This is a genomic window from Paenibacillus sp. B2(2019), from assembly GCF_008370385.1.
Classification (GTDB): Bacteria; Bacillota; Bacilli; order Paenibacillales; family Paenibacillaceae; genus Paenibacillus_AQ.
The window spans coordinates 92,493-114,468 of record NZ_VTZR01000032.1; the positions used below are offsets into that span (position 1 = coordinate 92,493).

Here is a 21,976-nt window from a genome sequence, read left to right on the forward strand (position 1 = left end):
ATCGGTATGGTGGACTTGTCAGACTAATAGGAGGTTGATGCGCATGTCAGGATTGCTAGGCAATCATTTTGTTACGCAGATTGGAATATTGGTGAATGATGTGGAGAAGGTAAGTACGGCATATGCGGAGTTTTTTGGACTCAAAAAGCCGGAAATTATCGTTACAGATACAGAAGATGTTGCACAGACACGGCATAATGGCGTGGCTACGCAGGCGCGGGCTAAGCTAGCTTTTTTTGATATGGGCTCTTTGCAGCTGGAATTGATTGAACCGGATCATGAGCCGAGTACGTGGCGGGATTACTTGAATGAGCATGGGGAGGGACCTCATCATATTGCTTTTGTAGTTGAAGGAATGAAAGAAAAGATAATGCTGCTAGAAGGCAAAGGCTTCCCACTCCAGCAAAAGGGTGAGTATACCGGGGGGCGTTATGCTTATATGGACACTTTCAAGGAGTTACAAGTAATTGTGGAGCTGCTAGAGAACGATAAGGATAACGGGGAGGAATAACTATGAATATTATCATTACAGGTGCTGGACGTGGACTGGGTTATGAACTGGCGGCCGAAGCGCTGAAGCGGGGCTATGGAGTTATTGCTGGGGTTCGCCGGCCCGATCAGGAACAAACAGCGCTATCGAAGCTTGCTGAAACCTATGGAGAGAAGCTAACCATCGCTGCGCTGGACGTGACGGACGAGGCAGGAATCGCGGCACTGGCTGCGAGTCTACAAGAACAAGGTCGGACCCTCGGTGCCATTATTAATAATGCGGCGGTACTCAACGCTCGGGATACATCGATTGAAGCGTTGGATTTCCAAGATATGCTTACAACGATGGATATTAATCTGTATGGACCGATACGAGTGGTTAAGCATTTCCTGCCGCTACTTACGGAACCCGAATGCTCGATCATCAATATATCGTCGGAAGCAGGAAGTATCACCAATGCTTATCCGAACGACTATCCTTATGGCATTTCCAAAGCGGCGCTCAATATGTTCACACAGCAGCTGCATGTCTATGTAAAAGAACGTGGGATTCAAGTGCTCAGCGTGCATCCGGGGTGGATGCAAACCGATATGGGCGGGGCAGAGGCACCGACAAATCCAAATCAAAGTGCCGAGGGGATCCTTGACCTGATCGAGAAGCGTACTACACCAGAAGGTCATTTCATGTTTGTAGATTATACGGGTAAGGATATGAAGATTTAGGTGATATATAGGCTGAACTAAATTTGCGAACAAAAAGCTCAGTAGTCACTGCGGTGAATCATTGGACTTCCGGCCGTTGTTGTCCCCAGATTTCTTGATTGAACCGCTCGTAGCGGTGGAAATCTGGGGACAAAGACGGTCACTAGCGCTCCTGCAGTTCCAATATTCCCCTCCGATCCTTCTCGCTATTCGTTATAATCTTTTATTCAGCCTATATAAATAGGAGTGGCAGTAGAAAGAACCTCGGTAATTGTGCCGAGGTTCTTTTGTCTAAACAACTGCTTATTTCTTAAGTAATAAATAAGCGAAATAAGGTACGCCGATTAGCGACACCATGATCCCTGCCGGAATGCCGTCAGGATCGACGAGATTGCGGCCAACGGTGTCCGCGATCAGAAGTAGCCAGCCGCCCAGCAATACAGCGACGGGAATAAACATCTGATTACGCGGGCCGACTAGCGATTTGGCAATATGTGGGGCCATCAGTCCGATGAAGGCGATCCCGCCTGTGACAGAAACCGCGGAGGCGGAAGCTGCAACTGCCGTGAGAATCAGAACGATACGTTCACGTTCGAGATTCAGCCCGACACCAATGGCAGAGACTTCACTTAGGCTGAGCAGGTTGAGTCGCTGTGATTTGTACAGGGTAAAGGGAACTAGTAAGATCAACCAAGGCAGTAAAGCCCAAATGAATGGCCAATCTGTACCCCATATATTCCCTGCGATCCATTTTGCAATAAAATCTACCTTGGCACGATCCGCGGACGAAATGATCACGATCATAACGCCAGACAACGCTAGGGAGAACCCTACCCCAACGAGCACCAACCGAACAGGATCAAGCCCCTTAGTCCGACTATATGATAATAGATAGATTAACGCTGCCGTAAGTAATGCCCCTATAAAAGCAACCAGCGGCAGCGCATAAATGAATGATCCAGCGCTAACCGGGAAAAAAAGAAAGAAAACAGCGACAGCCACACCCGCACCAGAGTTGATACCAATAATACCGGGGTCGGCTAGATCGTTTCGTGTAACGCTTTGCAGAATGGAACCGGATAACGCCAAGGCCATGCCTGCCAGCAGTGTAATCAGAATCCGCGGCAATCTTACAGAGAATAATACAAAGTCCTCTTTAAAGGTTCCATGCCCGAACAGAACCGGAAGCAGTCTGTCAAAAGATAGGGAAGAGTATCCGATTCCCATGCTGACGATTGCTGTTAGCAGAATCAAACCGGTGCATACACATAGGATAATACGTTGCTTTCGCACGGGTGCAGAGGAAATCATGAGAGTGTTTTACCTCCTTTCCGAACAACAAACAAGAAGAAAGGTAGCCCAAGCATAGCTACGACGGCGACCACTGGCGTCTCATAAGGTGCATGGATTGTCCGTCCAATTGTATCCGCGAGAAGCATGAACGATGCACCCGTAAAGATCGATATCGGCAAAATATACCGGTAATCGGTACCGACAATCTTACGGACAATATGCGGAATCATCAGCCCTACAAAAGCCATATCCCCAATTAGAGCGACCGATGCTCCAGTCAGCAGAATAATAAGAGTGAATAGAATCCCTTTAACCACAGCAAGATTTTGTCCTAATCCGATGGCTACCTCGTCACTTAAGCTAAGAATGGTTAACTGGTTTGAAAATATTAATGCCACCACAATGCCGATGAGAATAACGGGTGCGATAGCCTGAAGCTGGCCCCAGGTTGTGCCGATCAATCCACCCGCTGTCCACATGGATACATCCTTGGATATTTTGAAGGCAATGCTTACACCACTTGCGATAGCATACAGAAAGGCAGATACCGCTGCACCGGCGAGTACGATTCGAATCGGAGAGAAGCCACCTTGGCGCACAGAACCTAGAACAAGTACTAGCACGGCTCCTAGGGCAGCGCCAAAAAAACAAGCGATCATGGTACCAAAATAATTCAGTCCCGGCAGAAATACAAACGTAAGAGCCAGCGCCATATTCGCGCCCGAGGTCAGACCGAGCAGGCCTGGGTCGGCTAATGGATTGCGTGTAACCCCCTGCATGATAGCACCGGATACGGCAAAGGCAGCACCGATCAGCATGGCGGCGAGTTCGCGAGGCAGCCGGATCTCACGCAGAATAAGGACATTGTCTGCCTTTGAATTTGAGGTGATGGCAAGCCACAGATCATTGAAAGTGGTTTCTTTAGCCCCGAATAGCATAGCAATCACGAGGCATATAACCATTACCAGCACGCTACCAAGCAGCTTATATAAAAATGGAATGGAAGTTTGCTTCGTAGTCATTATCTTTATTTTCCAAGAAATTGTTGTTCAAAGAATTCCAACTGGTACTCAAGGCTAAGCGGATCGTTAAAATAGAATGCTTTTGCATCAGCCTCGAAAACACGATTGTTTTTGACGGCAGGGATGCTCTTGTAGATTTCTGTATTCTGGAAGGAATTATCTTCATCCGCATTTTTACTGAAAATAACGTAATCGCCCAGATAATCCTTCAGCACTTCTGTCGAGACAGCAAAGAATCCATCCGTTTTGGTGCTTTCTTTTACTGTTTCTGGCATGCCAAGCTTGAAGTCCCCATAGAGGAGTTCAGTTCCGCGGCCAAAGTTATACCCGTATACATACAATTGCTTATTAAAGGTCTCAATAACAGAGACAGTTGCATTATCACCGATCTTCGCTCTGATTTCTTCACCCGCTTTTTTGGTGCGGGGACTAAAATCATCGACCCAAGCTTGAGCTTCTTTTTCTTTGTTCATCAATTTGCCGACTTCCAGCTGTTGGGTTAAGTAATCCACTTTATTATAAGTATAAGTAACGGTTGGTGCGATTTGCTTGAATTTATCGATATTTTTAATATCGGAGAGCCCAATGATCAGATCCGGCTGCAGTTCAATGATTTTCTCCAGACTTTCATCGCTAACCGCTTCTACGTCTTTTAGTTGCTCTTCAAAGCGTGGGTTAGTTTTGGACATTTCATCTACGCCCACAACAGGTACACCCAGTGCCATGACATTACCTGTTAAAAAACGGGTGAGTACAACAACACGCTGAGGATGTGTTGGAACCTCAACAGGTCCATCTTCGGATTGATAAGTAAAAGTCGCACTTTCTGACTCCGCAGCAGGAGTAGAAGATGGGCTGTTTGTAGGACTAGCATCATTCTTCGCCTGATTTCCCCCACAAGCACTAAGTGCAATCCCCATAATAAGTACAAACGGAATAAATATCTTTCTCATTAAATAATTCTCCCCTTTTTTTGTATGACAGTGTTACTTTGAACAATTCAAACAGTGTAAATCAATCTTCAGCCTATGCCTTAGAGTGATTATGAGAATCATTCGCATTTGTAATCATTATAGGGATCACTTATGTGCCTAACCATGCCTTTTTGTTGGAAAAAAGACTTGGACTATTATTTGCCTCCGAATAAAGCTACCGCTCGTCCTAGTTGTAAGCGAATCGAAGCCGGGTTATAAGGCACCCAATCATCCAGATCAAGAATATGGACTTTCTTCTGCTGCACTGCGGGAAGCTGGTTCCAATAAGGGGATTGAAAGATCGCTTCAGTATGCGCAGTAGAGCCTTTGGCATCGGGAAATACAATGACTAAAATTCGGTCTCCTGCATAATCTGCAAGATCTGAAACCCCGATCGAAATCGAATGGAACTGATCTCCCAATCTTTTTATCTCGTTGTCAATCAAGGTCGGTGCTCTAAGTCCAAGGGATTGGTACATCACATAACCTACATTCCTTGCTCCGTAAACGAGTAGCTCCTCAGGCTTGATTACCAGAATGGTGATGATATCATTAGCGACTGTGCTGTGCTGTACTATTTCACGGGCTTCTAGCTCTTCTTGTTCAAAATCCTTCAGCCACTGCTCCGCCCGTTCACTCCGCTGAATGGCTCGGCCGATTAGGCGTAGCTGATCTTTCCAGCCGATTTCGTTCCAAGAGATCTCCATAATAGGTGCTACAGCTCGCAGCTGCCCGGCCTTCAATCCGTATTCCTCCAGATGTTCTTTGGCCGCAATAATCAATTCAACGTTGGCATCAAGTAATAGCGATCTGATCTGTTCAGCCGAGCTGTTTGTATTGATAAACTTCATCGACTGCGGTGGCTCCTGATCCGAAAGATTCAAATATTCACTACTTTCAGAGATGGTAACCGCAGGTTCTAAGCCAAGTAACAGCAAATGGCTTGCATAAGGGGTGAGCATTACGGCAACTCGCTGGAAAGAGCTTCGGCTGTAACCAGACGGAGATGCGCCTGTCTGCAGCTTAAAACGACGACTGAGATAAAATTCATCCTTGTAGCCTACCTTTAGCGCAATTTCCCTAAGTGTGCCTGAACCGTTAAGCAAAAGCTCCTTGGCACTATGAACCCGTAGCCGCGAAAGATATTCGCTCTGGCTGAAGCCTGTCACCTGCTTGAACAGCGTTGAATAATGCGAGCTGCTTACACCCGCAATGGCGGCTAAGTGCTCACGTGTTATTTTTTCGCTAAAGTGATTCTCCAGGTAAGAAATGCTCCGTTCCATCGATGGTTGCTCGTTAACTGTATATCTGGCTTCCTGCTGTTCGAGCAATTGTAGAATAATCTGATGAAAGAGCATTTGATTCTGTACATGGCGTGTTTCTCGATCTGGCAGTCGGTGAAGATACAATTCCTTGATACTGGATACAATGGTAGGCTCATAAGGAAACAACAGTATATTTGAACTCGAAGCCATTTCGCTTTTCCGTATCATCGCACCGCCAGGTATAGCCTGAGTCTGCTCTTGAATCCAGATGGTGAGCTTATAGGCATGAAGCGGCTGTTGGAGATTTGTAATTAAAGAGGCATGCGTATTAGCGGGGAGAAGGAGTACGCTTCCTTCCGTAAGCTCATAAATCAGATTATTAACCTCAAGGCTCCCTTTACCAGCGGCAACGGCCAGTAATACGGTTAGATTCTCATGAATCTGAACTCTTGGTAGATTTGAGGTCCCATACATCGATTGAATGCTGCCAGCGCTATATAAAGGAAAATGAGATTCGGCCCATTCCGGGATAACGTTATTCAAAATAAGGCCTCCGTTACTTGAATATATTTTCAAACTATAAAGCTATGGATTGAACTGTATTATTGACGTCTGTGGAACTAATTATAACATCTTACCTTTTTAGATAAGCCTGTTAATTATTTGCCCTATATATTCTTTTTAAAAGATTCGTCTGTCCAAGAGAACGCATATTGGATCGAATATACATACTACCAGGTATTCTTTATCCATTATAAAGAGGTGATTAAGATGAAAAAGCAGATAGCCTCCACTAAGAAGCGAGAGCTTCTCTCCAGACCTAAGCCCAAACGAAATCTGAATCCTAAAGCAGCAGCTCAGACTATCAACTTCGCGGTAATTGGGGATAGCCATGTGGGATATGGGAATAGCGCAAGCATTTTTAGAAATCTTTTGCCAAAGGCTGTAGGGAGCGGGAATAAGAGGTTTGTTATTTTTGGAGGAGATAACACGCAAGCGGGAGGGAATCATGGAAATAATGCAAATGCCTATTACAAGGACTTCAAGGATACAGTAACTAGCGCGCTCGGAAGTATCCCCTATAAAGCATCGATAGGAAATTGGGAGGCAAGCACCCAGTCCTTATTCACGCAATATTTAGGTGCAGTAGAAGGGCAAATGAATTTCCCTGGGACACAGGGTAAGGTGAAGTACGTGTGGCTTAATTGTGCTCTGGGTCTGTTCACTCCGGGAAGTATAAATATATTGAAAAATTTAGATGATCAGCATTTTTATATTATTGATTTTCATTGGCCTTTAAAAGTGAGCGGGATCACGGTCGATCCTAGCCATGTATTAAGCGTGGCGGAGACTGCTAAGTTTTTTGCAGCTATTCCTACGAAAGTGAGGGATAAAGTGCTAGCTATTTTCACACATCATGGACATTTGTTTTATCGAAAGCTTACTAATATATATCCAGGTTATACAAATACAAAATTCTTTGTGTGCGGATGTTCGGGTGATTATAAATGTAAGCCGAGTGGTGATCGCGGTTATTACAACGCCACATTAACCATCAATGGTACGGCATTGAATGTCGATGCTTTTAAGGTAGCGGTCACTTAGTGAAGAAGTGGATGGGGTTAAAATAAAACGTTAATTTTCGGGAGATAACCGAGATTAGCGTTTTTCTTTTATTAAGAATAGCCCATTAACCATGGAGTCACAGGTAAATAGTAAGTAAGCAGGATTATTTAACATATTTGTATAATAGTTTATATATGTATTGAATAAATTTATTTAGGAGGGCTACCCATGAAAGAACTATTATTTCATTCTTTAGAACAGGCGGGTGTGTCGGCTTACGGTGTAGAGCGTATACGTATAGCAGCTGCACAAATGGTTGAAGACAACATCACACCGGCACAAGTTATTGTTGCTGCGAGAAAGGGGACGCTACTGGTCCATCAAGCGAACGGGAAATTCGGTCCAGATCCAGGCGCAGCGGAATTAACTGTAGATGCTATTTATCCACTGTGTTCCATAACAAAATTGTTTACGGCAACCGCTATAATGATGTTAATGGAAAAAGGGAGGATTGGTCTAAACAGACCAGTTTCCGATTACATCCCCGAATTTACAGGTGAAGGCAAAACTAAGGTATGCGTACATCACTTATTGACACATACCTCTGGCCTGGAGGGTGAGGTGATTTGGCAGAACGGACAGTTGAAAAAGGAAGAAGGAGAGTACCCTCCACACGAACCTAATCAAGATCCAGATCAGCATAAGTACTTATATGGCGGTTATGATGCACCGCTTAGTAACGAACCTGGTACGGTCATGTCTTATTGCGGGTATGGCTATGAGCTGTTGGGTGAAATCATCCGGCGCGTTAGCGGACAGGCTTATGATGTATTCGTAAAGGAAACCATTTTTAAACCGCTTGGTATGGAAAATACATATTATCGTGTACCCATGGACGTGCGGGACAAAGTAGTAAGACGTGCACCAGAAGCAGCGTGCGCGGAATGGGTGGACAGCGAGTATAATTTGAATTCCGTATCTGCGGGGGGCGGCGCTTACTCCACGGCTATGGATTTGGCTGTCTTTGGCCAGATGTTTCTTAACGGTGGGATATATAACGGAGTACGATTCCTTAGTCCGGTAACCGTAAAAGAAATGACCCGCAATCAAATTCCAGGCGTATCCTCACAATATAGAGACGAGGTTTTTCCAGAAGCATATTGGGGGTACGGATGGGCGATTAACGGCTCGAAGCGTGACGGTGGAGATTTGTTCTCTCCAGAAGCCTATTCACACTGGGGCGCGGCAGGTCCATTCCTCTGCGTTGATCCGATTTATCAGACAGTTACGGTGCATTTATCCGTAGAGCTAGATCACCAGAAGCCATTTAAAAATATGTATGTGGATTACTTCAATAATACTGTTCTGGCAGCCATCACTGATCTTTAATCCTCTTTTTAGTTTTTGTCGTGTCATCTATGCTTAAAGCGTGCTTTCCCAGTTTCTTCTGAATTGTTTAGGGGTGGTGCCGGTATATTTCTTAAACACTTTGGTAAAATAGCTCTGGTCATTGAAATGTAGCCTCGTAGCGATATCAGATAAGCTAATGCCCGGTAATTCGATTAATCGTTTGGCTTCTACAATCCGCTCGAATTGAATAAAATCACTGATCGTGAATCCTGTTTCCTTCTTAAATAATAGGGAGAGATAGCTTCTGTTCAATCCAGCGACTTCAGCCAGCTTATCTAAGGAGAGTTCCTCATATAAGTGATTAAAAATATAGTTCTGACAGAGGGCCACGGTGCGCGAAAGTTTCGCCATCCGGCTCTCTTTGACATGGTCGGCGAAATCGCAAAGCGCATTAAGAATAGCATGATCTACAGCCGGAACATCCTTTAGTTCTTCGATATGCTGGATATGAAAGTCGCTGAGGGTATAAGAAATCTCCCAATACAGCCCTCCATCAATAGCAGCTCGTGTAGCGAGCGTAATACAGGAGATCGCCAGATTTTTTTTGTTGCGTAAATGGCTCTTCTTGGAGAGTACTCCGTAATTGTCTTCAGAGAAGGTTGCTTGGACACGAAGTAGCTCAGCCTTATTTCCATTTTTGATATGGTGAAATAAGGATTTTTCCAGCATGGGTTCGTGGTGTAGCCATGTATTCTCACGTCGGTAGGAAACGTCCAAGTCCAAACTGCCTGCGGGAGGCTGTTTATGTTCAAGAGTTCGGGCGTCCAGTAGCAGTTCGCTAAGGGATAACGTCTTTCCGGTGACGAGCGAGTACATCAGCATAGCGGTATGGTAGAGTCTCATTTTATTTAGCACGGTCAAGCTGCGGTAGTATTTCATCCATTGCTCTTGAAGCTTTAATGGAACTTCATGGTCACGCATCAGACTTGTCATATTGTCCTCTGAAAGGTGAGTATAAAGTGTAGGACCGATCACAATGCTTCCCCCGTTACTGCTGCCTGAGGGCAGATGGAGAAGGATGTAATTCTCTAGGAAGTTAGTGGTGCGAATGATCGGTATAGAGGCATTTGAGCTATCGTGGTTAGAGTTGTTCTCGCTTTTAGTAGAGTCTGCAATTCCTGAAAGAAGCTCATTGAGGTTATGAACCCACGGGGCGCTCTCTGAAGAGGAAGGCAGCGCTAGCTCGATTCTCCGATTGGCGTCTAGCAGAAACACAGGAATCTGCAGCGATTCATACAACACTTTACAAATATATTGAGCTCCTTCATGACCATCCAAATGATTCAACATTCTTTCAACCTCCTCGCCCAACCAGAATACCAAAAATACAATGATAATGCCATAAATCTAACATGAAGTAGATTAAAATGGGGATAGTATACATTCAGAGGAGGTATTTTTATGAAAACCAACATTCATGAATTCATATCACAAATGACCCTGGAGGAGAAAGCAGGACTCTGCTCAGGGCTTGATTTCTGGAATACAAAGGGCATTGAACGACTCGGAATCCCCTCTTTAATGGTAACGGACGGACCCCATGGTTTACGCAAGCAAAAAGAGAGCGCCGATCACCTCGGACTCCATAACAGTGTACCCGCGACTTGTTTTCCTTCGGCAGCAGGGATGGCTTCTTCCTGGGATCGGGAGTTAATCGGTCGTGTAGGTAAAGCACTCGGGAAAGAGTGTCAAGCAGAGAACGTTGCTGTTCTGCTCGGACCGGGAACAAATATTAAGCGTTCCCCGCTGAACGGCCGTAACTTCGAATATTTTTCGGAAGACCCTTATCTTTCTTCGGAGATGGGTGGGAATCATATCAAAGGTGTGCAAAGTGAAGGGGTAGGCACCTCGCTTAAGCATTTTGCTGCTAATAATCAGGAACACCGGAGAATGTCTGTAGATGCTGTGATTGATGAGCGGACGCTACGAGAAATTTATTTGGCTAGCTTTGAAGGCGCAGTTAAGAAGAGTCAGCCATGGAGCGTGATGTGTTCTTATAATCGAGTGAACGGTGAGTATGCTTCCGAAAGTGAATTTCTTCTGACTAAGATTCTTAGAGAAGAATGGGGCTACGAAGGATTCGTCGTGTCCGACTGGGGTGCGGTTAATGAACGGGTGAAGGCTCTACAAGCAGGACTGGAGCTGGAAATGCCGTCAACCGGAGGCATTGGCGATGCCAAGATTGTCGCAGCAGTACAAAGTGGCGAGCTGTCTGAAGAAACGTTAGATCTTGCAGTGGAACGTTTACTTACCTTTGTTTTTAAGGCGGTGGAGAACCGTAAAGATAATGCTTCATTTAATGCTGATGAGCATCACCGTCTGGCTCGTGAAGTGGCGCGGGAGAGCATGGTTCTACTTAGAAATGAGGAAGGCATTCTGCCGCTGTCAAAGCAAGGAACGATTGCGGTCATTGGCGAGTTTGCTAGAAATCCGCGTTATCAGGGCGGGGGCAGCTCACATGTGAATCCGACGAAATTGGACGATGCTTTTGAAGAGATGAAGGTCCTTGCAGGTTCTGCCGAACTGCTATATGCGCAAGGATATGAACTGAATCATGACGGGATTAATGAAGCTTTGCTACAAGAGGCACGGGATACAGCGGCAAAAGGGGATGTAGCCGTATTGTTCCTTGGACTTCCGGATAACTATGAATCAGAGGGTTATGATCGCAGTCATTTGTCGCTTCCAGAGAGCCATAAAGCGTTGATCGAAGCAGTGTCCGAGGTGCAAAGCAATATCGTTGTCGTACTCAGCAATGGTTCACCCATAGAAATGCCTTGGATTCATAAAACGAAGGGTATTCTTGAAGGTTATCTAGGCGGTCAGGCTTTTGGCGGTGCAGTGGCAGATTTACTGTTTGGAGAGGTTAGTCCAAGTGGCAAACTGGCAGAGACCTTTCCGATGAAGCTGAGCGATAATCCATCCTTTCTTAATTTCCCGGGTGAAGGGGATACGGTTGAGTACAAAGAAGGCTTGTTTGTAGGCTATCGTTATTATGATAAAAAAGAGCTTGAACCGCTGTTTCCTTTCGGCTTCGGACTAAGCTACACAGCGTTTCAATACAGCAATTTAACAATTTCCAAGAGCAGTATAAAAGATACCGAGACCGTTCAAGTTACGGCTACCGTCAAAAACACGGGTACTCACGCAGGAAAAGAAATCGTTCAGCTCTATGTTAGCGATGTGAAGAGCAGCGTGATCCGTCCACTTAAGGAGCTTAAGGGCTTCCAGAAGATAGCGCTTCAGCCTGGGGAAGAGCAAGAGGTTTCTTTTGAACTGGATAAACGCTCCTTTGCTTATTACAACGTCAACATTGGTGATTGGCATGTGGAAAGTGGAGTCTTTGAGATTGCTATCGGTTCATCTTCACGAGATATTCGTTTGACTGCTTCGATTGAAGTAGAATCGACAGTTCCGCTTGCGTTACGTTATCATCGCAACAGTACCGTTGGTGATTTGCTAGACAACCCACGTACGGCAGATAAAGTGAAGGAGTTCAGCAGTATTTTTGGAATGGAAGGTGCGATGGACGATAATCCGGAAATGTTCATGGCGATGATGAAATATATGCCGCTACGGGCGCTGGTTGGGTTCGGTCAAGGGAAATATACGGAAGAAGATTTAGCCAAGGATCTGCAAGAATTTAATGCTTTGGCTGTAGAGTAGGAGATCAGTTCGAAGAAGTTCGAAAAATATTTCAAGCCATGGTTATCGAGAATGGGTTACTTTCCAAAAGCGGGTTAGAACAATGGTTAGTTTAGATCAAATATGAAGTGGAATTTGAGGGATTGATCCTCAACGTTCTCCAAATAACGTTATTTTATGACAAAGGCTACCCTTAGAGGTAGCTTTTTTGGTTTTCAGAGGATTGGATTAATGATCCTACATTCTCCCGTTCATCTCACTCTAAATCATAAAAAATCCATTAAATAACATATTGTCATATGACAAAAGTGATGACAACGTACACTATTTAAATGCTCTTTTTTTATATATATTGTTGGAATGACATGTACAAGATGCTGGTAGTGGTATGGAAAAAGATGAGATAATCGATAATTTTCTTGATGTATAGGTGAGTTGTAAATAGCAACTTTAGTTGTCTTGATTGCACCATGGATAGAATGGTAGATTTATGTAAATTGTCGAATGTAGGAGGAAATAAGCGTCGATATTGGATGGCATCAGGAGTTAACCATATCTGAAAGCGATCTACAACTAAATAATAATGGATGGTACAAAGCGAATGAATATTAGCATTATATTGTTGGCTCAGCACTTTAACTTAACCGTACAATGTCTGGATCGAATTAAGCAATATACGTCTATGTCCTATGAACTGATTGTTGTCTCGGATAACCAATCTGCCGAAGTGTCGAATTTTCTTGCATATGAATATGGCGTTCATGTCATTCATAGCAGGGGCATAGGGGTTGCAGCTGCATTTAATCTGGGCGCGGCGTCATCTTCGGGTGATCGTCTTGTATTTATCCGCGATCAGATCATGGTAAACGAGGGATGGCTAGAGCAGTTGTCGGGCTGTCTGGATGATCATCCGAATGCTGCAATCGTGGGTCCGAGGATGAATGACGTTAGTGGCGGCCAAAGGATTCCGATTGTTTATCAGAACATGGAGCAACTCTATCAGTCGGCGTCAATGCTTGCCATTGGGAAATCGATGTCTTGGACCCGGGTTCCTAGGCTTGTCAGTTTGCTAATGATGATACCGCGTCTCTATTTTGAGCAGATCGGGTCCTTCGATGATAGGTTTGAGGTCGAATCCTATGAAGATGACGATCTGTGTTACCGCGCGTTATCTATGAATCTGGATATTTACATAGCCGAAGGATGCGTAGTTTTCCGGAAGGAGCCTCCTTCAGTAAATCCCAATGATCCCGATTGGTATAATAAAAGATTGATATTGAATCGTGCTAAGGCCATAAGCAAATGGGGATTCGATTTAACTTCGTCCTTGCATAGCGGCACACGGAAGATCACGGTCAGCCTATGCATGATCGTGAAGAATGAAGAACGCACCTTAGGACGTTGTTTATCCAGCGTGCGGGAGCTAGTCGATGAAATTATTATTGTCGATACGGGTTCGAGTGATGGAACGAAAGAGCTTGCGGCTTCTTATAGAGCTCAGGTTTATGATTTTGAATGGGTGAACGATTTCTCCAAGGCAAGGAATTACGCCTTCAGTCTCGCCACTCAAGAGTATCTCCTGTGGTTGGATGCGGATGATTATCTGCAGTTAGAGGATGCAGAGGCTCTTCGGTCCATTGTATCCGGATTACCTTGGGATATCGATGCCGTATCGATGCATTATTATCTCGAACATGATAAGGACGGAAACGTAACTTCGAGCTTGAGGCGGAATCGTCTGGTTAGAAGAAGTTGTGGCTTCCGTTGGATTGGAACTGTTCATGAGTACCTTGAGGTCGCAGGCAATGTGTTCTATACCGAGTTAGGCATAACGCATGATCGGAAGCATACGCAGTCTTCGCGCAATCTTCTTATTTATGAGGGGATGCTGGAAGCGCAGACGAGCTTCACTCCGCGGGATATATTTTACTATGCTAACGAGTTATACGACCACGGCCAATGGCAGCGAGCGATAGAGCAATACGATGCCTTCATTGCAATGACGAATGGCTGGATGGAGGACAAGCTGTTCGCTAGCCGGCGTGCCGCAGATGCGTTGTCACAATTAGGCCGGTTTCAAGAAGCCAAGCTTAAAGTACTTCAAGCCTTTGCATTGTCGCCTCCCCGAGCAGAAGCCTGTTGCCAATTAGGGTCTTATGAGCTGATCGAACAACGGTTCGAGAATGCTGCTTTTTGGTATAAGCTCGCCACGGAAGTACCTAAGCCGACTGAACCTAACGCTAGAGTAGAAGTTCCGTCATGGACGTGGCTGCCGCATTTACAATTATGCGTTTGTTATGATCGCTTAGGACAATACGAACAAGCTCACTATCACAATGAGATAGCTGGGGGCTATGTACCGGAGTATCCGAGCGTTATGGCAAATCGCGATTATTTGAAGCAATACATAACTTTATAAACTCGAGGGGGACTTAGGTAATGGCAAGATTGAAGAGGACGAAGGCAAGTAGTAAGAAGAGTGGCAAGCAGTTAGCTTACAAGAGCTCGATGGCGTTTATTCTGATGAGTCAATTGATTGCGCCATTGAGTCCTGCTTATAGCGGTATTCTACCACGGGCTAGTGCAGCAGCTTATAGCGATGTTAATACTACCTCTTGGGCGTACCAGTATATTACCAAAGCCTCCGCGCTTGGGGTAATTGAAGGAGATGGTTCCGGCAACTTCAGCCCGAACCGTCCAGTCACGAATCAGGAAGCGGTTGTTATGGTACTCAGGTTCATGGGATATGAGCAGCCTAAGGCAAATGGCGGAAGCCTGCCCTTCACCGTGGATTCATGGGCTACTGTATGGATACAGCAAGCCATTGACATCGGCCTCGTGATTCCAAGCGAGGAAGTGAGACTCAACACCGTCATCTGGGGAAAAGAGCAAGCAAGTCGAGAGTGGATAACACGTCTAATTATTCGTGCGGCAGGCAAGGAATCCGAGGCTACCGAGTTTAAGGATAGCAACATTGGTTTTTCGGATGCGTCAGACGCGTCGGACTGGGCAGCAGGCTACATTAATGCCGCAGTTAACCGCAATGTCATATCTGGCTTCCCTAATAATACTTTCAAGCCTAAGCAGACGGCTACTCGCGCCGAGTTTGCCGCTATCTTATCTAAGACGGAAATATTTGCGAGCACAGTATCCGATCGGATTATCCATGGCTCTGTCGTCTCGATGTCCAAAAACTCGATCGAAGTGTTAAGCAGTACTGGTCAGATGGAGAAGTTCGAAATCAATAGCAATTCTGTTTTGTTCGGAGACAATGGCAAGGGCGTGTTCCCTACGGGGTCTTTGGTGACGCTCATTTATAATGGAGGAATGGCTTCCTTCGTTGAAGTATTGGGAATGGGGGCAGTAGGCCAGACAGGTTCGAAAGGTGAAAAAGGTGATAGGGGAGACACGGGCGCAACTGGCGCAGCAGGTCAAAACGGGTCCTCTGGCTCCAGTGGACTGCAAGGCGCCACTGGAGCAACCGGCGCCACTGGGGCTAACGGAGCGACTGGGGCTGTCGGAGCGACTGGAGCTAACGGAGCGACTGGAGCAGTTGGAGCGACAGGAGCAGTCGGAGCGGCTGGAGCAGTTGGAGCGACAGGAGCAGTCGGAGCGACAGGAGCAGTCGGAGCGACTGGAGCAACCGGGGCGACAGGAGCAGTCGGAGCGGCTGGAGCAGTTGGAGCGACAGGAGCAGTCGGAGCGGCTGGAGCAGTTGGAGCGACAGGAGCAGTCGGAGCGACAGGAGCNNNNCAGTTGGAGCGACAGGAGCAGTCGGAGCGGCTGGAGCAGTTGGAGCGACAGGAGCAGTCGGAGCGACAGGAGCAGTCGGAGCGACAGGAGCAGTCGGAGCGACTGGAGCAACCGGGGCGACAGGAGCAGTCGGAGCAACTGGAGCAGTCGGAGCGACTGGGGCAGTCGGAGCGACAGGAGCAGTCGGAGCGACTGGGGCAATCGGGGCGACAGGAGCAACCGGAGCGGCTGGAGCAGCTGGAGCGACAGGTGCAGTTGGAGCGACTGGAGCTAACGGAGCGGCTGGAGCTAACGGAGCGACTGGGGCAGTCGGAGCGACTGGAGCAGTCGGAGCGACTGGGGCAATCGGGGCGACAGGAGCAACCGGGGCGACTGGCGCAACTGGAATTGGTTTAGATGGAATCGTTCCGTTCAATTCAACGAGTTCCTATCATGCAGGTCAAGTCGTTACTTATTTGGGAAGTATCTACATCGTTACGATAAACAACCCATCCGGAGTACCCTCTGATTTAAATAACGACTATACCCTACTAGTTTCTAAAGGTGAAACCGGAGCAACCGGCGCACAGGGAGTCCAAGGAATTCAAGGGGTAACCGGGGCAACCGGATCTACGGGTGCACAGGGAATTCAAGGAGTTCAAGGGATAACTGGAGCAACCGGGGCATCTGGAGCATCTGGAGCATCAACAATAATTCCATTCTCTTCAGGCGCACCAATCACCATAACGACAGCCCTCGGGGGATTAACCAACACAGTGGCAATGCTCGGATTTGGCAGTTCATACTCAGGAGCTAGTATAGTAGGTGGAAAAATAGATTTAACTAGAAGTAATGGATCTGATCCTACAAAAGATCCATACAACCAAGCATTTATTATTCCACGTAATGGTACGATTACATCAATCTATACTTCCTTCAGCACAACTGCAGCAATGTCTTTAATCGGCACGACCTTAAACGTTTCAGCACAATTATTTAAAGCGGATAGTAACAGCAACATTTTCACTCCTATTAGTGGTGCAACAGTATCCTTGGCGCCTAGTTTGACAGGAATAATATCGGCCGGATCTATTAGTACCGGATCAACCACAGGGTTAAATGCGGCTGTTCAGGCTGGCGATCGCTTAATGTTAGTAGTGGTCCCTACGATAACTTCGGGCCTAGACATGATAACTACACTATCAGGTTATGCGAGCGCTGGAATTGAAATTAAGTAATTCAAGATTTGGGGTTGAAACCCTCCATTTTGTTTGATAGGAAGTGATAAAATATGGCAAGGAAGCTAGTTTCGATAAAAAGATTGAGCTTAATGTTGGTGTTAGTTCTTATATTTACATTCATCACTCAATTTCCGTCTGTGGGGTATGCAAAGGGACGTTCTTACGAACAGGTAAAGCTGCTGGCTGCGCCGGCGAATCTGGCAGTTAGCGGCACAACCTCCATAAGCATCGGCCTTACCTGGGATGCCGTAGTGGGAAGCTCTGACTCCGATGTGAGTTATAAGGTAAGTCTAGTGGAGCAGACTAATTCTAGCGTGACCGATGTGGTCTACACTTTCGATTCAGGCGGATTAACGGAGTATACGGTGAAGGGATTAGCTTCCGACCGGAGCTATAACTTCACGGTCCAAGCGGTAAATTTATCAGGACCTGTGTCCAAAACAAGCCTCCCTTTAATCGCAAGTACGCTTCCAGCGGAACCACAACCTCCGACAACGGAGGAAGAGGAACTCGCTTTAGCCGATCAAGAACCGCCGAGTACACCCGAGCTAAGTCTTATCGGTCGCACATCGGATAGTATTAGCTTGGCATGGAGTTCATCAGAGGATAATGTCGGAGTTGCGGAATATGTTCTATATCAGGACTCCGATCAGTTGGCAGAAGTAACGGTAAGCACAACAGTCTACAAGGCCGTCAACTTAAAGGCTGGACAGGAGTACATCTTTTTAGTACAAGCTATAGACGAAGCGGGGAACAAATCGACTTTAAGCAACGAGTTGAAGGTTAGTACACTTGATGATGTAAGTGATGTTGGCCCGATTATGAGCATGGGCAACGGGAATTCCTTCCATACATTGACTGTACAGCCTGAGGGTACCGTATGGGCTTGGGGCAATAATAGGAAAGGTCAGCTCGGTGATAGTACGACCAATGCTCGTAATAAGCCTGTGCGGATTGTGGGTTTGCCGGAGATAAGCGCCGCATCCGTTGGACAAGACCATTCTATCGCACTCGCAACGGACGGAACGGTTTGGACATGGGGAGGCAATAGTGTGGGCCAGCTGGGTAATGGTACGTTGGAGTCCCAGCTTGTGCCGCAGCAAGTGCCTGGATTGGCGCATGTCGTAGCGGTTCAAGCGGGTGAGCAGCATTCCTTGGCGTTATTGTCTGATGGAACGGTGTGGGCATGGGGACTTAACGCATACGGGCAGCTTGGAGATGGGACCACCGAAGATAGCACAGTACCAGTGCAGGTTGCAGGCTTGGAGTCTATCGCATCGATCTCGGCTGGAGCCTTTCATAATCTAGCGGTTAACCGCGATGGTCAGGTATATGCATGGGGGTTCAATGCTTACGGTCAACTCGGCGATAACACAAAGATCGACCGCGCGACTCCCGTGCAGGTTGCTGAATTAAGCGGCGTTGCGTCCGTATCTGCCGGCTTTTATCACAGCATGGCAGTGAAAAAGGACGGAACCGTATGGAGCTGGGGAACGAACGTCAAGGGGATCTTGGGTGATGGGACAACCGAAGATCATTATACTCCCGTTCAAGCGGTGGATCTTGGTTCAGTGATCAGCGTATCCGCTGGCGCCTTGCATAGTATGGCGCTGAAGAGCGATGGAACCGTATGGATATGGGGAGCGAACAACGAGGGCCAGCTCGGTAGCGGAACCGAGTCGGAGCGTTTCATCGCGTCTAAGCTCGATATTGGTACTCGCATCGTCACTATTAGTGCAGGTTATATGAGCGGGGGCGCGGTTAGCGAGGAGGGAACCTTGCTGACTTGGGGTTACAATGGGTTAGCCCAGCTTGGCGATGGCACTTATACTAATGTCATAGATCCGGTTTCAATTACACTTGTAGAAGAAACTAAATAAATTTGAAAAGTAGGGAATTTCATGCCTTAGCGGCAATGAGTTCCCTATTTTTGTATGTGAGTCAAAGGAGATTGGCCCAAATGCCTCTGTGGGTTGCTAAAAAAAGAGGCTCTTCTATATAAATAGAGGAGTCTCTTTGCGGTGTTAAGGTATTTAGATAAATAGATTATGACTAGATTGATCGGCTTGACCGAGGTAATATCCTACGCCGCCGATCCCCACGCCGTCGATCAGTTCTTCACGGGTGATGCCCATAAGATCCATGGACATTTGGCAGGCAACGATCTCGACGCCTTGGTCGACAGCCATTTGAATCAATTCTTCCAAAGAAGAGACATTATTGTTCTTCATTACAGAGCGGATCATTTTGGAGCCCATGCCCATCATGTTCATATTCGAAAGCGTTAGCTTCCGACTGCCGCGGGGCATCATCGCTCCGAACATTTTGCCGATAATATTCTTGTTCACAGGCACTTTCTCATCCTTGCGGATAATATTGAGACCCCAGAAGGTAAAGAACATCGTCACTTTTTTGCCGCTGGAGGCTGCTCCGTTGGCAATGATGAAGGAAGCGATCGCTTTATCCAGATCACCGCTGAATACCACCATCGTACTTGCATTACTAGTTTGGACAGGCTGTGCTCCTGCTGGTACGGAATCCGCGGTAATGCCTTTGCGCAGATAAGCTTCAATCATACCAGTAGGCAGCTTCGTTAATTGCAAAAGCGTGTGCTTAGACATGCGAGCCCATGCCTTAATATCTTCATAGAATCCCGGATCGGAAGCCGTTACCTTCAAGACTTGGCCGTCCAAGAGCGGGTCCATGCTCATCTTGACTTGGATCAGCGGCCCAGGGCAGCATAGTCCGCAAGCATCAAGCACGGAATCAGGTGTTAGATCGGATTCTTGTTTGGCAGGGGTGGATACAGATGCGCTGGAGTTGGCTGCGAAAGCTGTAGCGTTGGTATTGCCTGCAGCTGAAGCGGTGCCAGTCCCAGGTCCAGTTCCATTGCTAGTGTCAGTTCCCGCCGGTGCTCCCGTTGCTGCGATTTCTTTACGGGCTGCTGTTGAAATACCTGCGTTTGGCGTCAGACTATCTTTTTTTTTAGGTGAATATTTACTCAGTTGATATGTCTTATAGCCTCCGGTCAGGTTCTTCACACGGAAACCTTTTTGCTGCAAAATCCGGGAAGCTGTGTAGCCTCTAAGTCCAACTTGGCAATACACCCAAATTTCTTTACTAGGGTCAAGCTCACTTAGACGACCACGCAAATCATCCACAGGGATGTTAATGGAGCCTTCAATGTGACCGTTGGCATGCTCGATTTCCGAACGTACGTCAACTAAAATGGTATTGTTGTTGTCACGACCTTCTAAATCCTTAGGAACGAATACTGTAGTCATGCCTTTCAAAATATTTTCAGCAGCAAAGCCAGCCATATTCACTGGATCTTTAGCGGAAGAATAAGGAGGGGCATAAGATAGCTCCAACTCCGTCAAATCAGTGACCGTACCTCTAAAACGAATCACTGTAGCGATATCGTCGATACGTTTATCTACACCACTATACCCCACGGCTTGTGCACCGAGCACCGTACCTTTTGGATCAAAGATCAGCTTCATTGATATTGGAGTTGCCCCCGGATAATAAGTTGCATGAGAGCTTGGATGAACATAAATCACGTGATACGGTAAGCCCAAACGCTGTATTGTTTTTTCGTTATTGCCGGTAGAAGCACCAGTCACACCAAATACTTTAATGATAGAAGTCCCTTGGGAACCTTTGTAGGTAGTGCCTAGACCACTGACGTTGTCCGCAGCAATCCGTCCTTGCTTATTGGCAGGACCAGCTAGTGGAATAGCAGTTTTAGTTCCGTTCACGAAATCAACCACCTCGACCGCGTCACCTACTGCATAGACCTGATCCAAATTTGTTTCCATGCGCTCGTTGACCAAGATATGGCCGCGTGGACCGAACTCTAAACCACTATCCTTCAAGAAAGAGGTATCCGGCGAAACGCCGATGGCCAACAGAACCATATCACTTTGAAGCACAGTGCCACTTGCCAACTGAACCTCTATTTGTTCACCCACTTCTGCAAACCCCTGGACCATATCGGAAAAAATAAGATTAACGCCATGCTCGTCGAGCTCTTTTGCCAGAATAGAAGACATTTCAGTATCGAACGGAGCTAAGATTTGTGGACCCGCCTCGATCAAGCTTACTTCTAGACCTGCTTCTCTGAGGTTCTCAGCCATCTCAACACCGATAAACCCACCACCGATCACAACGGCGGAACGAGTGCCTTCGGCTGCGACTTTGGTTTTGATTTTATCGGTGTCGGGAATGTTGCGCAGCATGTGTATTTTGGAACTCTCGATACCAGGTAGATTCGGACGAATCGGTTTAGCGCCGGGTGATAAAATAAGCGCATCATAGCTCTCTTCATAGGAGCCTTTTTCTATACTTTCTACTCTTACTTTCTTATTCACAGGGTCGATAGATACCACTTCGCTTTGAATCCGAACATCGATATTAAAACGTTTATACATTGCCTCTGGTGTCTGAACTAGCAGCTTGGAGCGATCCTGAATGGAACCTCCGATATAATAAGGTAGTCCGCAATTGGCAAAAGAAATGTACGGATCACGCTCAAACATGATGATATGAGCCTCTTCATCTAATCTCCGAAGTCTGGCGGCCGCTGATGCGCCTCCTGCAACTCCTCCGACAATCAGTACTTTTTTACTCATGAT

General features: G+C 46.5%; 15 protein-coding genes. 9 read left to right on the forward strand and 6 right to left on the reverse strand.

Going from position 1 to position 21,976, the window contains the following annotated elements; all coding sequences use genetic code 11:
* Window positions 1-43 precede the first annotated feature (43 nt).
* Complete coding sequence (locus PAENI_RS30570) at window positions 44-511, forward strand: VOC family protein (RefSeq protein WP_149647852.1); 468 nt, start codon at window positions 44-46, stop codon at window positions 509-511.
* A 2-nt stretch (window positions 512-513) separates the two neighbouring features.
* A complete protein-coding gene (locus tag PAENI_RS30575; RefSeq protein ID WP_149647853.1) occupies window positions 514-1,212 on the forward strand; it encodes an SDR family oxidoreductase in 699 nt (232 codons plus the stop codon).
* A gap of 282 nt (window positions 1,213-1,494) precedes the next feature.
* Here PAENI_RS30575 and PAENI_RS30580 read toward each other — a convergent pair whose 3' ends face one another.
* From PAENI_RS30580 to PAENI_RS30595, 4 genes are all read right to left on the reverse strand, one after another.
* Window positions 1,495-2,502, reverse strand: a complete 1,008-nt coding sequence (locus tag PAENI_RS30580) for a FecCD family ABC transporter permease (protein ID WP_149647854.1) — start codon at window positions 2,500-2,502, stop codon at window positions 1,495-1,497.
* Window positions 2,499-3,506 (reverse strand): FecCD family ABC transporter permease, encoded by a 1,008-nt coding sequence (locus PAENI_RS30585; RefSeq protein ID WP_149647855.1) that lies wholly within the window; start codon window positions 3,504-3,506, stop codon window positions 2,499-2,501. Before PAENI_RS30585 ends, PAENI_RS30580 begins: the two co-directional genes overlap by 4 nt.
* 5 nt (window positions 3,507-3,511) lie before the next feature.
* The gene (locus PAENI_RS30590) at window positions 3,512-4,459 is read right to left on the reverse strand and encodes an iron-hydroxamate ABC transporter substrate-binding protein (protein WP_149647856.1); all 948 of its coding nucleotides are present in this window, start codon (window positions 4,457-4,459) and stop codon (window positions 3,512-3,514) included.
* A 176-nt stretch (window positions 4,460-4,635) separates the two neighbouring features.
* Window positions 4,636-6,288: a helix-turn-helix domain-containing protein gene (locus PAENI_RS30595; RefSeq protein ID WP_149647857.1), complete on the reverse strand. Its 1,653-nt coding sequence runs from the start codon at window positions 6,286-6,288 to the stop codon at window positions 4,636-4,638.
* A 228-nt stretch (window positions 6,289-6,516) separates the two neighbouring features.
* Here PAENI_RS30595 and PAENI_RS30600 point away from each other — a divergent pair, with 228 nt between their 5' ends.
* Both PAENI_RS30600 and PAENI_RS30605 read left to right on the forward strand, forming a co-directional pair.
* On the forward strand, window positions 6,517-7,350 hold the full coding sequence (locus PAENI_RS30600) for a metallophosphoesterase family protein (RefSeq protein WP_149647858.1): 834 nt from the start codon (window positions 6,517-6,519) through the stop codon (window positions 7,348-7,350).
* 189 nt (window positions 7,351-7,539) lie between these two features.
* Window positions 7,540-8,700, forward strand: coding sequence for a serine hydrolase domain-containing protein (locus tag PAENI_RS30605; protein ID WP_149647859.1), 1,161 nt, complete (start codon window positions 7,540-7,542; stop codon window positions 8,698-8,700).
* A gap of 33 nt (window positions 8,701-8,733) precedes the next feature.
* Here the strand turns inward: PAENI_RS30605 and PAENI_RS30610 are convergent, their stop codons facing one another.
* Entirely contained in the window at window positions 8,734-10,011 is a 1,278-nt protein-coding gene (locus PAENI_RS30610; protein WP_149647860.1) for an AraC family transcriptional regulator, read from the reverse strand.
* A 111-nt stretch (window positions 10,012-10,122) separates the two neighbouring features.
* On the opposite strand from PAENI_RS30610, the gene PAENI_RS30615 reads away from it, so the two are divergent.
* From PAENI_RS30615 to PAENI_RS30635, 5 genes are all read left to right on the forward strand, one after another.
* Window positions 10,123-12,387: a beta-glucosidase family protein gene (locus tag PAENI_RS30615; RefSeq protein ID WP_149647861.1), complete on the forward strand. Its 2,265-nt coding sequence runs from the start codon at window positions 10,123-10,125 to the stop codon at window positions 12,385-12,387.
* Window positions 12,388-12,949: 562 nt separating this feature from the next.
* Window positions 12,950-14,785: a glycosyltransferase gene (locus PAENI_RS30620; RefSeq protein ID WP_149647862.1), complete on the forward strand. Its 1,836-nt coding sequence runs from the start codon at window positions 12,950-12,952 to the stop codon at window positions 14,783-14,785.
* A gap of 104 nt (window positions 14,786-14,889) precedes the next feature.
* Window positions 14,890-16,515, forward strand: a complete 1,626-nt coding sequence (locus tag PAENI_RS32990; RefSeq protein ID WP_486187766.1) for an S-layer homology domain-containing protein — start codon at window positions 14,890-14,892, stop codon at window positions 16,513-16,515.
* A gap of 59 nt (window positions 16,516-16,574) precedes the next feature.
* Window positions 16,575-17,336, forward strand: coding sequence for an exosporium glycoprotein BclB-related protein (locus PAENI_RS32995; protein WP_188114760.1), 762 nt, complete (start codon window positions 16,575-16,577; stop codon window positions 17,334-17,336).
* A gap of 53 nt (window positions 17,337-17,389) precedes the next feature.
* A complete protein-coding gene (locus PAENI_RS30635) occupies window positions 17,390-19,219 on the forward strand; it encodes an RCC1 domain-containing protein (protein ID WP_149647865.1) in 1,830 nt (609 codons plus the stop codon).
* 153 nt (window positions 19,220-19,372) lie between these two features.
* On the opposite strand, the gene PAENI_RS30640 is transcribed toward PAENI_RS30635, so the two are convergent.
* Window positions 19,373-21,973, reverse strand: coding sequence for an FAD-dependent oxidoreductase (locus PAENI_RS30640; protein ID WP_149647866.1), 2,601 nt, complete (start codon window positions 21,971-21,973; stop codon window positions 19,373-19,375).
* Between the last annotated feature and the right edge of the window lie 3 nt (window positions 21,974-21,976).